A 13810-nucleotide genomic window follows, 5' to 3' on the forward strand; every position below is an offset into this window, starting at 1 on the left:
CAATGCTTTGAGTAAACCACGGAAATTACGATCTATTCACCATGACTTATTCGGATTGTACCTATTCAGCTGCCTCGACACGCCCTGGCCGGACGTTGAGCTTTTTCGCCGTCCGCAGCCAGAAACTGGACACGAACGCCGGGTCGCGCAGCGCTTCAAGCCGCTGCCAATTCGGGAAGGAGGCCGCGAAAGTATCAGCGCCCATGCGCGCATCCTTGTACGGGTTGACCGCGCCGCCGGCCGCGACCGTGATGCCGTCGAGTTCGCTGAGCAGGGCCAGCGTCCTGTCGCCGCGATTGGGGAAATCCAGCGTCAACGTGAAGCCTGGCCGCGGAAAAGACAGCAGCCCCGGCGAGCGGATCGAGCCGAAGCGCTTCAACACGGTGAGGAAAGAGCCCTGCCCGGCCCGTCGCGCCGCCTCGAGCAGCGCCGGCACGGTCTGGCGCGCGACATTTTCCGGCACCAAGCTCTGGTGCTGGTAGAGACCTTTCGGGCCATACAGCCGATTCCAGTCGCCGACACCATCAAGCGGAAAGAAAAAGCCCTGGTAGCCGGTTTGGCTCGGCCCCGGCGAGCGCCCCTTCTTCCACCGATAGGCGGCGTTGAAGGCGGTGAGGAACGGCCGGTTGAGCACATTGAACGGCGGCTGGAACGGCACTGAAAAACGGGAGCCGGCGCGAGACGCCGCATGCGAGCCATACTCGGCATGATTGCCTGTCAACAACAGGCCGCGCCCGCGGCCATGGCCGCCGGCAAGCTGGTCGATCCAGGCGACGGCATATTCATTGGCCTGGTCGGCGGCCTCGGCCAGTTCGAAGAATTCGCCGAGATCGGCAAACCGCGTTACCTTCTCGGCGATATCGAGCGAATGCACCCGCATCAGCCGGATCGAGGCCGACAGGATCAGGCCGGTCAGCCCCATGCCGCCGATCGTCGCCGCAAACAGCCTTGCATTGTCGGTTGCCGAGCAGGTGTAGGTCCGCCCGTCCGAGCGCAGCAGCGTGAACGACTCGACATGGCAGCCAAAGGTGCCGCGCCGGTGATGGTTCTTGCCATGGACGTCATTGGCGATCGCGCCGCCAAGGGTGACGAACTGGGTGCCTGGGACGACAGTCGGAAAGAAACCGTAAGGTGCAGTGTGCGCAATGATATCGGAGAGGAACACGCCGGCCTCCGCCTCGAGCAGGCCGGTCTCGGCATTGAAGGCGCCGATGCGGTTCAGCGGCCGCATGTCCACGACCGCACCTGGCCCGTTCTGGCAGGAATCACCGTAGGAGCGGCCATTGCCATAGGCGAGCAGAGCGTTCTTTGTCGCCTTGCCGCTTCGCATCAGCGCGATGGCATCGTCGGCCGCGATGGCTCGCTTTGCGGCCGGCGTGGCGAGGCCAAAACTCCGGTACCGTTCGCCGGCCATGCCCTACCAGCCTCCCGCGACCAGAAGGGCGGCGCCGATCACCACGACGATCTGGCTTCGCCAGTCGCGAATGATGAAGATGACCGGATCATCATTCATCTCGTTGCGGCGCGCCAGGATCCAGACCCGCATGGTCAAATACAGCACGATCGGCGCCAGCGGCCAGACCAGCCAGGGATGCGGATAGAGTTCGCGTACCGCGACGCTGTCCATGTAGAGCGCCAGCACCAGCGCCGAGGAGAAGGCCGACGCCATTCCTGCCTGGGCGACGATCTCCTGATCTTCGATGCGGTAGCCGCGACCGGCAATGCGCTCGCCCACCGGAATGGCTGTGGTGCGCAGTTCGACATAGCGCTTCACCAGCGCCAGCGACAGGAAGAAGAAAATCGAGAAGGCGAGCAGCCAGAACGAGACTTCGACCCCGGTCGCCGCAGCACCTGCCAGCACACGCACAGTGTATAGCCCCGCCAGCGTCAGTACGTCGGCCAGGAGCATGCGCTTGAACGACAGCGAATAGGCTGTGGTCACCACCAGATAGCCGGCGAGCACGCCCAGGAACTCGATCGGCAACAGAAGCCCGGCGGCAATGCCGATCGCCAGCAGCACCGCCATCGCGCCGAGACCGAACGGGATCGACAAAGCGCCGCTGGCGAAAGGCCGGTTGCGTTTGGTCGGATGCTTGCGGTCGAGCGCAAGGTCGAAGAAATCGTTGAGAATGTAGATGGCGGAAGCCACGGCGCTGAAGGAGACGAACGCCAGCAGGCATTGCCAGATCATGTTGATGTTGAAGTATTCATGCGACAGCACCATCGGCACCGCGATCAGCGAATTCTTCAGCCACTGATGCACGCGCAGCATCTTGACGAATGTCTTCAATGTCCTTTTCGGCGCCGGCATCCTTTCGGCGCTATGCGCGGCCTGCCAGCGCCTCGCATGGCGGTCGGGCGCCACGACGATGGCGTTGCGTGCGGCTCCGAAAACCTTGAGGTCGTGCCGGCTGTTGCCGGCATAGTCGAAACCGCCGTCGCCATAGGCGGCGATGAGCGCGTCGCGCTTGCGGCCCGAGGTCATGTTGTGGGGACCGTCGGTCGCCAGCACATAGTCGAAGACGCCCAGATGCGCGGCGATTGTCTCGGCGAACTTGCGTGGCGTACCGGTCGCCAGCACGATCTTGCGTCCGTCGCGATGGTCGGCGCGCAGCCGCTGCAGCAGCGCTTCGCGATAGGGCAGCGAGGCCGGATCGATGTCGATGCGGTCGGCAATCGCTTGTTTCAGCCGCGCCGGGCCGGCGGCCAGCCAGAACGGAACCAGGAAAACATAGAGCGGATTCTTCTTGAGCAGGATGAACAAGCCTTCCCAAAGAAGATCGGTCGCAATCAGCGTGCCGTCGAGGTCGACCGCAAGCGGGATTGCGTTCTTGTCCGACCGCGCATCCATATCTTTCCTGCCCAGCTCAAAAACCCGTCGCGCCACGTTTCGGCGTCTTGGTATCCGGCATAGCGAGCAACGGCGCAACGAACGTTAAAACGTCTGGTTGCAACGGATATGCGCCGGGGTATTTCCCTCGTCATCGTTAAGCAACCGTTGCCGTAGACGAGAAAAGGCCGGGCATTGCCCGGCCTCTACTACATTTGCTGCCGACTTACTTGATGCGGGCAACGCCACCCGAGATTTCGACCGTTTCCGAGCCGGTCAGGGCCTCGAGGTCACCATTGGGCAAGGTGACAAAACAGCCGTTCGGGCAGAATTCCACGGTTTCGCCGGCGGCCAGCGCCAACTCCGTCTTGCCGCCGCCTTCCGTCACGATCAGCGTACGGGTCTCAGCGTCCTTGTTGACCGCGCTGGCGGCAAAGGCCGAGCCACTCGCTGCGGTAAGAGCGATGGCGACGACGAGCGACTTCCACATTTTGCAATATCGGTGTTTCCACACCGCCTCTGTTGCATTTCGCAAGGCATTCTCGCCTTTGCATGTGAGCTTATAGGAGATGCAAGCTGAACCGCAACTGAATGCCGCATTCATGCCGCAATTGGTTTGGGAGGAGCTTGGGGCCTAGCTGGGATCGGGTTTGCGCGCCTTGCGACCAGTTTTGGCCAGCCGCTTCGCCTCCGCGGCGGCTTTGGCCTCCGCCTGCTCCTTCTCGGCGAACTCGACTTCGATCTTGTCGTCGTCGATCGGCCATGCGTCGGCCTTCTTGACCTTGACCTCGGCGCGCGGCGTCGAGGGGATTTCTATGTGCTCGGCGTCAAAAGCATCGAGAACGGCAAAGCGAATATCGTTCTGAACGATGGCGCCGTTCAGCACATCGGCCAGGAACACGCGGATCTCGAACTCGAGTGCTGCCGGCCCGAAATTGGTGAACAGCACGAACGGTTCCGGGTTCTTCAGCACCAGCGCATGGCCGCGCGCAATCTCAAGCAGGACCGCGTGTACCCGCTTGACGTCGCTGCCATAGGCGACCCCGACCTTGATCTCCACACGTCCGAGCTTGTTGCGGTGCGTCCAGTTGCCGACGGCGTTGTTGATGAGATTCGAATTGGGCAGGATCACCGATTGCCGCTGGAAGGTCTCGATTTCGGTGGCGCGCACGCTGATCTTCTTGACCGTGCCTGATGTGTCGCCGGCGACGATCCAGTCGCCGACCTTGAACGGCCGCTCGGCGAGCAGGATCAGGCCGGACACGAAGTTGGACACGACATTCTGCAGGCCAAAGCCGATACCCAGCGAAAGTGCGCCGGCAACAAGCGCCAGGTTGGAGAGATCGATGCCCGCCGCCGAGATGCCGACGAGCCCAGCGAGCGCGACGCCGGCATAGCCGACCGCCAGCCGGATCGAGTTGCGCACGCCGGTATCGACCTTGCCGCGCGCCATTACCGAGCCGTCGAGCCAGCCCTGGAACCAGCGGGTCAGGAAATAGCCGATGATGAAGACGACGATGCCGGTGAGGATGCCGGTGACCGAAATCGTCACCGAACCGACGGTGACGCCTGTCGCCAATTTATAGCCCCAGGCCTGGATATCGCCGGGCTGGAAGCCCCACATCAACAGGATCAGCGGCAGGAACACCAGCACGATCATCAGGTTGATGGCGACGCTGACGACGAGGCCGAGTTGGTCGAGCGCGGTGTCCTCATAGCTGGAATTGGTCTTCAGCCAGCGCCCGATGGACGTGCCGGCGAAACCACCCTCCTCGCCGATCTCGCGCGCCGACAGGAAGCCGATATAGGCGGTGAGCAGGATGGTGCCGGTGACCACGACCTGCAACGAGACGAAGATGGCAAGACCGATATAGCCGAACAGCGCCGCCGCAATCGTGAACAGGCCGAGCGCGACACAGGTGTAGCGCAGCCAGGCTGGCCAGGGGCGCCAACGCCCGTCGGCGTCCTTGTAAGGCTTCAGCAGCGCCATAAGGATCAGGATGACGCCCACGATGACGGTGGCGACAAAACTCCTGGCCACCGTCAGCGACAGGGGCGAGCCCATCTTGTCGTTGACGATCGACAGGAAATTGTTGATGCCGATGACGACTGCCATGGCCGTCGTCAGCCGCACCAGCCAACGCGCCGGGCCGGTCTCGACCTGGATCAGGCGCCAGTTCGGCATGCTGGGCGACAGCGCCGCATTGGTCAGGCGGTTGACACAGAACACTATGGCGATGACGGCTGCCAGCGCGTTGAGGAACACGCCTATGTCGCCGCGCAGCACATTGTAATAATTGTACAGGAACACCGTCGAGGCGAGGAAGGCGCTGACCGCCAGCGTCGGCAGCAAGGTCGACCAGAACGCCACCGACAGGCGACTGAGATACGTCGGATCTTCAACCGACGCGTCGGCCTCGAAGATGCGCCCAAACAGGCGGCGCCCACCGACCAGAAGCACCACGGCCAACGCGAGCGCCATGAGGGTCGCCGCGAGCATCGCCTGGAACTTGAACTTGAAGGCAAAGCTCAGCCAGGACGACACCGCCCTGTAAAAATTGGCGTATTCGTCCCTGGCGTCGGAAAACACTTGCGGGCTCAGTGCATCGGACAGCACGTAGCGCTTGGTCAGCCCGCTGCGAAACAGCTCGCTGCGCATATTGCCGATCTTCTCGATCAGCGCATTGATGCGGATCGACAGGTTCTGCGCGCCGGCGATGACGGCGTTGATCTCCGCCTTTTCCGACGCCAGCGCCTGGCGCTCGCCGGTCACGATATCCGGTTCAGGCGGCTGTCCGGCAGCCGGGGGCGCACCAAGCTGCTCAAGCCTCGAATTGATCTCCCCCAGCCGGGACCGGAACGCCAGCGCGCTGTTCAGCGCAGCGCGCGACAGCTCTTCCAGCTGCAGGCGGATCTCGACGAGGGTGGCGTCGTCGACGCCGTCCTCCTGGACTTTCTTCTCCAGAGCGTCGGTTTTCGTCGTCAAACCCTGCAGGATTTTCTGCTGGTCGGCGACCAGCCCGGCAGGCGCCTGGCCCAGCCCCTGCGCCATCGCGCCGAACGAATGCGGCGCCAAGGCAACGAGCGCGAGGACCAGGATCAGGCGAAAGAAGCGAAAAAACATAATGGTGGCGACTCGAAGCGCGGCAAAGGCCGCTTCTAAAGCGGACCTTGATAGAGACGCTCATCCCATGGGGCAAGTCGTGGCGAAGTCATGGCAGGTGTCGCCTTGCGGGAGTCGGCCAGTCGAAAAGCCATGGCGCAATCTTGGCTTTGCGCCCGCCGCCTGCTCTATAGTCTGCCGCATCGCACCCGAGCCGGATGGTTTCAGGTCTGTCCGACCTGAAACCATCCGGCTCTAGAAATCAAAGATATAGAGCATGATGTCGTCCGAAAACCGCTTCACACCTTTCGGCATCATGCTCTAGGGATGACATGAAGAATGGCGGAATATTCAGCCCTTTCGCTTCTCACGAACGCGCTCAAGGGAAACAAGGACTGGAAGCCGGCCTGGCGCAAGCCCGACCCCAAGGCCTCCTATGATGTCATCATCATCGGCGGTGGCGGCCATGGCCTGTCGACGGCGTATTATCTGGCCAAGGAGCACGGCATCTCCAATGTCGCGGTGCTGGAAAAGGGCTGGCTGGGTTCCGGCAATGTCGGCCGCAACACCACGGCGGTGCGTTCCAACTACCTCCTGCCCTCCAACACCCGCTTCTACGAACATTCGATGAAGATGTGGGAGAACCTGTCGCACGACCTCAACTACAACGTCATGTTCTCGCAGCGCGGCTGCCTGAACCTGGCTCACACGCCGGCCCAGTACGACGACTTGGCCAGGCGCGGCAACGCCATGCGCCATCTCGGCGTCGATGCCGAGCTGATGAGCACCGCCGAGATCGCGCGCCTGGTCCCGGCGCTGGACATGTCGGCCTCCGCGCGCTTTCCCATCGTCGGCGGCCTGATGCAGCCGCGCGCCGGCACCGCCCGTCACGATGCGGTTGCCTGGGGCTATGCCCGCGGCGCCGACCGACGCGGCGTCGACATCGTCGAGAATTGCGAGGTCACCGGCTTCCTGCGCGACGGCGACCGCATCACCGGCGTGCAGACGACGCGCGGAGAGATCCGCGGCAAGAAAGTTGCCGTGGCCGTTGCCGGCAGCACCGGACGGGTGATGCAGCTTGCCGGCATCGACAGGATGCCGATCGAGAGCCATGTGCTGCAGGCCTTCGTGACAGAGTCGCTGAAACCGTTCTGCAACACGGTCCTGACCTTCGGCATGGGCCATTTCTATATGTCGCAGTCCGACAAGGGCGGCCTTGTCTATGGCGGCGATATCGACGGCTACAACAGCTACGCCCAGCGCGGTAATCTGCCCATCGTCGACGAGGTCATGAGCGAGATGCTGGCGCTGTTTCCCGGCCTTGCGCGTGTACGCATGCTGCGCTCCTGGGGCGGCGTCTGCGACATGTCGATGGACGGTTCGCCGATCATCACCACCGGCCCGCTGCCCGGCATGTATCTCAATTGCGGCTGGTGCTATGGCGGCTTCAAGGCCACGCCGGCCTCGGGCTGGTGCTTCGCATACACCATCGCCAAGGACGAACCGCACGCGTTCAACGCGCCGTTCACGCTCGACCGTTTTTATCGCGGCCTGGTGATTGACGACAAGGGCCAGGGCGCAACGCCCCGGCTGCATTAGGGTTCAAACAAATGCTTATCACTTGTCCCTATTGCGGCCCGCGCGACGTCATCGAGTTCACCTATCAGGGCGACGGCAACCGCGAGCGCCCGCAGCCCAACTCGCAGGACCTCGACGCCTGGAACGCCTATGTCTACGATCGGCTGAACCCGGCCGGCGACCACAATGAGATCTGGCAGCATTCCGGCGGTTGCCGCACCCATCTGAGGATGGTGCGCAACACGGTCACACATGAGATTTCCAGCACCGGTTTCGCGCGCGGCGACCACAACGCCGCCGCCCGGCACAAGGCTGGGGGCAAATCGTGAGCCCGCGCCGCACCGAGACCGGCGGCCGCATCGACCGGCTGCGCACCATCCGCTTCACCTTCGACGGCACGCCCTACACCGGCCATGGCGGCGACACGCTGGCCTCGGCGCTGCTTGCCAACGGCGTCACGCTTTTCGGCCGCTCGTTCAAATACCACCGCCCGCGCGGCCTGCTCTCGGCCGGCGTCGAGGAGCCGAACGCGCTGGTCACGGTGCTGCGCGGCGAAGTGCGCGAGCCCAACATCGCCGCAACCATGGTCGAGATCTATGACGGGCTGGTGGCCGTCAGCCAGAACCGCTTTCCCTCGCTCGCCTGGGACATCAACGCCGTCAACCAGCTCGGCGGCAAGATCCTGGCCGCCGGCTTCTACTACAAGACCTTCATGGGCCCTGTCTTCGGCCCCTTGAAAGGCACCCGCTTCTGGATGTTCTGCGAGCATTTCATCCGCCGCGCCGCCGGCCTGGGCCGCGCCGGTATTGCGGCCGACACCTCGCGCTACGAGCGCATGAACGCGTTTTGCGACGTGCTGGTGGTCGGCTCCGGCCCGGCCGGCCTGTCGGCCGCCAAGGCCGCTGCCGACCAGGGCGCGCGGGTCATCCTGGCCGAACTCGAGCCGCGTTTCGGCGGCTCGGCCAACTGGTCCGGCGAGGCCATCGACGGCGCGCCGGCCGCCGACTGGGCGGCGCGCACCGTCAGCCAACTCGAAGGCCATGACACGGTCCGCCTGCTGCCGCGCACCACGGTGTGGGGCTATTACGACGGCAACACGCTAGCCGCGCTCGAGCGCGTCACCGACCACAAGGAAACGCCCGGCAAGGGCGAGCCGCGCCATCGCTACTGGGCCATCCGCGCCAAGACGGTGGTGCTGGCCACCGGCTCTTTCGAGCGGCCGCTTGTGTTCCCCGGCAATGACCGGCCGGGCGTCATGCTGGCGCATGCCGCCGAGCGCTATGCCAACGACTATGGCGTGCTGCCCGGCGACAGGGTCGCGCTGTTCACCAACAACGACAGCGCCTATCGCTCGGCGCTGGCGCTGAAAAAGGCCGGCGCGGCGATTGTCGCCATCATCGACGTGCGCCCCGAACTGTCGGCCGAGATGCGCAGCCTGGCCACCGAGGCCGAAGCCGAAATCCTCTCCGGCCATGCCGTGGTCGCCACCGAGGGCGGCAAGGCGCTCTCCGGCCTCAAGGTACAGCGCTTCGACATGAATTCGGGCACACTGAGCGGTAACGCCCGCAGCATCCACGCCGATAGCCTGCTGATGTCGGGCGGCTGGTCGCCGACCATCCATCTCGCCAGCCAGGCCGGTGCCAGAGCCGAATGGAACCCTGCCCGCCAGGCCTTCCTGCCGCCGAAACCGACTCGGCAATGGATTGGCGCCGGCGCTTTCAACGGCAGCTTTTCGACCGTCGAAGCCATCACTGAGGGCCGTGCAGCCGGCCTGTCCGCCGCGGGCGGAGCGGCTGCGCCGGCAGCTTTGCCGGATGTCGAAGCAGCCCCGGGAAACCCCGGTCCGGCGCCGGTGTTCGAGATCAAAGCCAAGGGAAAAAGCTTCGTCGACTTCCAGCATGACGTGACTGCCGAAGACGTGCGGCTGGCGCATCGGGAAGGTTTTGTCTCCGTCGAGCATCTGAAGCGCTACACCACGCTCGGCATGGCGACCGACCAGGGCAAGAACTCCAACGTTCCGGGCCTCGCCATCATGGCCGAGGCGTTGGGCAAACCGATCCCCGAAGTCGGAACGACGCGCTTCCGCCCGCCCTATTCCGCGGTGTCGATCGGCTCGCTTGCCGCCGAACGGTTCGGCGATCTGAAACCCGAGCGCCTGACGCCCATGCATGACTGGCACCTCGCCAATGGCGCAACGATGTATTCCGCTGGCCTCTGGTATCGACCAATGATCTACGGCCTTGCCGGCGAGACGGTCGAGCAGGCTTATGTCCGTGAAGCCAGGGCGACGCGCGAAAGCGCCGGCATCGTCGACGTCTCGACGCTGGGCAAGATCGCCGTTCAGGGGCAGGACGCCGGTGAATTCCTCGACCGCGTCTACACCAACATGTTTTCTACCCTCCCCGTCGGCAAGGCCCGCTACGGCCTGATGCTGCGCGAGGACGGGCTGGCCTTCGACGACGGCACCACATGGCGGCTCGGCGAACAGGATTTCCTGATGACGACCACCACGGCCAACGCCGGCAAGGTGATGCAGCATCTGGAATATTTCCTCGACGTCATCTGGCCGGAACTCAAAGTGCATGTCACCTCGGTAACCGACGAATGGGCGGGCGCGGCCATCGGCGGGCCGAAGGCACGGGCCATCCTCGCCGCCTGTGTCACCGGCACCGCCGTCGACAACACAGCCCTGCCCTTCATGGGCATCGTGCGCGGCGAGATATCAGGCGTGCCGGTGATGATTTGCCGGCTGTCCTTCTCCGGAGAAATGGCCTTCGAGGTCTATTGCGGCGCCGGCTACGGCACCCATGTCTGGCAAGCCCTTGTCGAAGCCGGCAAGCCGTTCGGCCTGGTCACCTACGGGCTGGAGGCGTTGGGCACGATGCGCATCGAAAAGGGCCATGTCACCGGCGCGGAGATCGACGGCCGCACCACGGCGCGCGACCTGCATCTCGACTGGATGCTGTCGAAGAAGAAGCCGTTCATCGGCTCGGCGATGATGGACCGCGAAGGCCTGATCGCGCCCGAGCGGCTGCAGCTGGTCGGCCTGGTCTCGCTCGACAACCGGCCGTTCAATGGCGGCGCCCACCTCGTCGAGCAACTGGACGAAGCCAATCCGCACGATTCCATCGGCCACATCACCGCCTGCTGCTATTCGCCGGCGCTGGGCAAGCACATCGCGCTGGCCCTGGTCGAAGGCGGCAAGGCGCGCCATGGCACCCGCGCGTTCATCTCCGATCCGCTGCGCAAGCGGTTCGGGCCGGTCGAGATCGTCTCCAACCATTTCTACGACCCGGACGGGAGCCGCATGCATGGCTGAGCGCCAATCACCCGAACGCCAACTGCCCGAGCGCCTCTCGCCGCTCGAGCCGGTATCCCATCCGGGTTCGCACGGCAATTTCGAGCATGGCGTTGAAGTCATCCTGACCGAGACCCGGCCAGGCTCGATCCTGCAACTGGCCGCGTGGCCGGGCGCGGAAAAGCAGCTGATCGAGGCGATCGGCAAGGTCACCGGGCTCGCTTTGCCCGACGGTGCCGGCGGCGGTCTCGCCAAGTTCGGCAAGGCCGTGTTCGGTTTCGCGCCTGGAAAATTCACGGTCGTCGACGATGCCGAGGGCCTGGCGGCGCGTTTTGCCGGGGACGTAACCCCGGCAATCGGCACGATCACCGACCTGTCGCATGGCCGCACCGCTATCCGCATCGCCGGCCCTAAGGCCGAATGGGTGCTGGCGAAATTCTTCGCCATCGACTTTGCGCTGCCCGCCTTCCCCATAGGCTCCGGCCGTTCGACCACCCATCACGACGTCTTTGCGCAGATCCAGCGCACCGGCGCCGACCAGTTCGACATCTATGTCTTCCGCTCCTTCGCCCGCTCGTTCTGGAAGGCGCTCTGCCATGCCAGCGAGGAGGTCGGCTACGAGGTTCAGTAGGGCCGACAGCCGTTCTGGCCTCAAGGCCAGCCGGTTCTGCCGCTAGAGAATGCTCCAATGGAAGCCCATGTTGGGGAACGTGGCCCAACCGGCCCAGGGATTAAAAAGATCCCGTCTCAGAGTCGGCATCGTCGTTTGGTTCGAACATCCCCATGACCGCAGAACTATCCGCCGGAGCCACGGATCGCGCCGATGTGTCCGCCAGAGCCTTGCTCCTGCTGCCGCTCACGGTCGCCTGCGGCGTGTTCATGACCAGCCTCGACCAGAATGTCGTGGTCACCGCCCTGCCCGGCATCAGCGACAGCCTCGGCCGGCCGCCGAGCCAGCTCGGCCTGTTGATCACCGTCTATGTCGCCAGCCTGATCATCTCGATGCCGCTCGGCGGCTGGGCGGCCGACCGCTTCGGCCTGCGCAACGTTTACTGCTTCGCCTTGCTGGTGTTCGCCGCGTCATCGGCGCTGTGCGGATTGTCCAACGACATCTGGACGCTGGTCGGCGCCCGCGCGCTGCAAGGCTTCGGCGGCGCCTTGATGGGGACGCTCGGCCAGGTCGTCATCCTGTCGACCTTCCCGCGCAGCCGCACGCTGAAGATCAACATGTATATTTCGCTGGCCGGCCAGTCCGGACCGCTGGTCGGCCCGCTGGTCGGCGGCGCGCTGACGACTTATATCTCCTGGCGCTGGATCTTCTTCATCAACGTGCCGTTCGCGCTGGCGGCGGCCGTTCTTGCCGCCTCGCTGTTTCCGACTGTTACCAAACCGGTGCGCACGCCGTTCGATTTCCCGGGCTTCCTGCTGGTCGGCAGCGGCATGGTCCTGCTGGTCTTCGGCATGGATTCGCTTGCGGCGAAAGACGCCGCCGGCAGCATGATCGCGGCCGAGCTGACGCTGGCGATCGTCATCCTGACGCTTGCCTCCTTCCACTGCCTGCGCGCCCGCAACCCTTTGCTTGACCTGAAACTCCTGCGCATCCGCACCTTTCGCATCTGCTTCCTCACAGGCGGCGGACTGGACACGATCGGCCTCAGCTCGGTCGTCTTCCTGCTGCCGCTGATGTTCCAGCTCGGCTTTGGCATGAGCGCGGTGCAGGCGGGATCGCTGACTTTCGTTGCCGCAATCGGCTCGCTGATCATGCGTGTGTTCATGCCGCGCCTGCTCAACCGCTTCGGCTTTCGCCGTGTGCTGGTTGTCAACACGCCGATCGTTGCCGCCATGGTTGCGGGCTTCGCCTTGATAGAGGCAACAACGCCCGTCTGGATCGTGCTTGCCTATATCTTCGCCTTCGGTGTCCTGCGCTCGGCGCAATGGGCTTCGACCGGCAATCTCGCCTATTCCGACATCGCGCCCGACCAGCTCGCCCGCTTCAGCGCGCTCTACTACATACTGTGGCAGTTGGGGGTGGCGATCAGCGTCGGCCTGGCGGCGGCGCTGTTGTCGTTCCTGGCTGGCGGCAGGCCGGCGGTGACCAACGATTTCCGCATCCTGTTCGTGGTCGAGGGCGTCATCACTTTGTGCGCGCTGATCGCCTATCTCAGACTGACACCGCAGGACGGCGCCCATGTCAGCGGCCATGGCGCGCAGATGAACGTGGAATAAGGCCCCGGTAGCCGAGGCCTAGCCGCTGAACGTCACCCACTCTTCCAGCGGCACGCGGTCAGTCCGAAAATCGTTTTCGGGCTTGGACGTATCCTCGAGGCCGAGCGCCATGCCGCAGACCACGATCTCCTCGTCGGGAATGTTGAGCACCGGCCGGATCTGCCGGTGATAGGGCGCGAAGGCGGCCTGCGGGCAGGTGTGCAGGCCCCTGCCCCGCGCCGCCACCATGATGTTCTGCAGGAACATGCCGTAGTCGATCCACGAGCCCTGATTGAGGCGGCGGTCGATGGTGAAGATCATGCCGACCGGCGCATCGAAGAAGACGAAGTTGCGGTCGTGCTGGGCGCGCATCTTGTCGACCTCGCGGCGGCCGATGCCGAGCGCGCCATAGAGCCCGAAGCCGTTGGCGCGCCGGCGGGTCAGATAAGGCTCGAAGAACTGGGTGGGGTAATAGCGATACTCGTCCCAATCGGCCTTTTCGGCGCGGATACCGGAATTCAGGATGGCATCGGTGATCTGCTGCTTGACCTCGCCCTTGACAACATAGACCCGCCAGGGCTGCATATTGGTGCCCGAAGGCGCGCGCGCGGCGACGCCAAGAATGGCTCGGATCGTCTCGTCATCGACCATGTCGGGCAGGAAGGCGCGCACTGAACGGCGCGAGATGATCGCCTCGTCGACAACAGCCGCGTTATGCGCTGCCAGGCCGTTTTTTTCCAGCATGGGCCGTTCCTTTGCGCACACTTCGAAAGCCGAACCGGCTATCGGAAAAGAC

10 protein-coding genes are annotated in these 13810 nt (G+C 64.2%); 5 read left to right on the forward strand and 5 right to left on the reverse strand.

Annotated elements, in window-relative coordinates; all coding sequences use genetic code 11:
• Positions 1-61: 61 nt before the first annotated feature.
• The 4 genes from ACYG9Z_RS03035 to ACYG9Z_RS03050 form a co-directional block, all read right to left on the reverse strand.
• Positions 62-1414: an FAD-binding oxidoreductase gene (locus tag ACYG9Z_RS03035; RefSeq protein WP_023706098.1), complete on the reverse strand. Its 1353-nt coding sequence runs from the start codon at positions 1412-1414 to the stop codon at positions 62-64.
• A gap of 3 nt (positions 1415-1417) precedes the next feature.
• On the reverse strand, positions 1418-2851 hold the full coding sequence (locus tag ACYG9Z_RS03040) for a UbiA family prenyltransferase (RefSeq protein WP_023751621.1): 1434 nt from the start codon (positions 2849-2851) through the stop codon (positions 1418-1420).
• A gap of 205 nt (positions 2852-3056) precedes the next feature.
• Positions 3057-3320: a hypothetical protein gene (locus ACYG9Z_RS03045; RefSeq protein ID WP_023670370.1), complete on the reverse strand. Its 264-nt coding sequence runs from the start codon at positions 3318-3320 to the stop codon at positions 3057-3059.
• A gap of 144 nt (positions 3321-3464) precedes the next feature.
• A complete protein-coding gene (locus ACYG9Z_RS03050) occupies positions 3465-5954 on the reverse strand; it encodes a mechanosensitive ion channel family protein (RefSeq protein WP_023751622.1) in 2490 nt (829 codons plus the stop codon).
• 318 nt (positions 5955-6272) lie between these two features.
• Between ACYG9Z_RS03050 and ACYG9Z_RS03055 the strand changes: the two genes are divergently transcribed.
• The 5 genes from ACYG9Z_RS03055 (at position 6273) to ACYG9Z_RS03075 (ending at position 13035) form a co-directional block, all read left to right on the forward strand.
• Positions 6273-7532 carry a sarcosine oxidase subunit beta family protein gene (locus ACYG9Z_RS03055; RefSeq protein WP_023751623.1) on the forward strand — a complete coding sequence of 420 codons (1260 nt, stop codon included), beginning with the start codon at positions 6273-6275 and terminating at the stop codon, positions 7530-7532.
• An 11-nt stretch (positions 7533-7543) separates the two neighbouring features.
• A complete protein-coding gene (locus tag ACYG9Z_RS03060) occupies positions 7544-7840 on the forward strand; it encodes a sarcosine oxidase subunit delta (protein ID WP_023670367.1) in 297 nt (98 codons plus the stop codon).
• The gene (locus ACYG9Z_RS03065; protein ID WP_023751624.1) at positions 7837-10830 is read left to right on the forward strand and encodes a sarcosine oxidase subunit alpha; all 2994 of its coding nucleotides are present in this window, start codon (positions 7837-7839) and stop codon (positions 10828-10830) included. Before ACYG9Z_RS03060 ends, ACYG9Z_RS03065 begins: the two co-directional genes overlap by 4 nt.
• 22 nt (positions 10831-10852) lie before the next feature.
• The gene (gene soxG / locus ACYG9Z_RS03070) at positions 10853-11440 is read left to right on the forward strand and encodes a sarcosine oxidase subunit gamma family protein (protein ID WP_023751625.1); all 588 of its coding nucleotides are present in this window, start codon (positions 10853-10855) and stop codon (positions 11438-11440) included.
• Between the two features lie 152 nt (positions 11441-11592).
• Positions 11593-13035, forward strand: a complete 1443-nt coding sequence (locus ACYG9Z_RS03075; protein ID WP_023751626.1) for an MFS transporter — start codon at positions 11593-11595, stop codon at positions 13033-13035.
• A gap of 18 nt (positions 13036-13053) precedes the next feature.
• Here the strand turns inward: ACYG9Z_RS03075 and ACYG9Z_RS03080 are convergent, their stop codons facing one another.
• A complete protein-coding gene (locus ACYG9Z_RS03080; protein WP_023670762.1) occupies positions 13054-13758 on the reverse strand; it encodes a nitroreductase in 705 nt (234 codons plus the stop codon).
• Positions 13759-13810 lie beyond the last annotated feature (52 nt).

Source organism: Mesorhizobium sp. RSR380A, from assembly GCF_054719385.1.

Excerpts from the sequence above, each read along its gene's own strand:
- ACYG9Z_RS03060 (WP_023670367.1), top strand. The coding sequence starts at position 7,544 with ATGCTTATCACTTGTCCCTATTGCGGCCCGCGCGACGTCATCGAGTTC.
- ACYG9Z_RS03045 (WP_023670370.1), bottom strand. The coding sequence starts at position 3,320 with ATGTGGAAGTCGCTCGTCGTCGCCATCGCTCTTACCGCAGCGAGTGGC.
- ACYG9Z_RS03055 (WP_023751623.1), top strand. The coding sequence starts at position 6,273 with ATGGCGGAATATTCAGCCCTTTCGCTTCTCACGAACGCGCTCAAGGGA.
- ACYG9Z_RS03050 (WP_023751622.1), bottom strand. The coding sequence starts at position 5,954 with ATGTTTTTTCGCTTCTTTCGCCTGATCCTGGTCCTCGCGCTCGTTGCC.
- ACYG9Z_RS03075 (WP_023751626.1), top strand. The coding sequence starts at position 11,593 with ATGACCGCAGAACTATCCGCCGGAGCCACGGATCGCGCCGATGTGTCC.
- ACYG9Z_RS03080 (WP_023670762.1), bottom strand. The coding sequence starts at position 13,758 with ATGCTGGAAAAAAACGGCCTGGCAGCGCATAACGCGGCTGTTGTCGAC.
- ACYG9Z_RS03040 (WP_023751621.1), bottom strand. The coding sequence starts at position 2,851 with ATGGATGCGCGGTCGGACAAGAACGCAATCCCGCTTGCGGTCGACCTC.
- ACYG9Z_RS03035 (WP_023706098.1), bottom strand. The coding sequence starts at position 1,414 with ATGGCCGGCGAACGGTACCGGAGTTTTGGCCTCGCCACGCCGGCCGCA.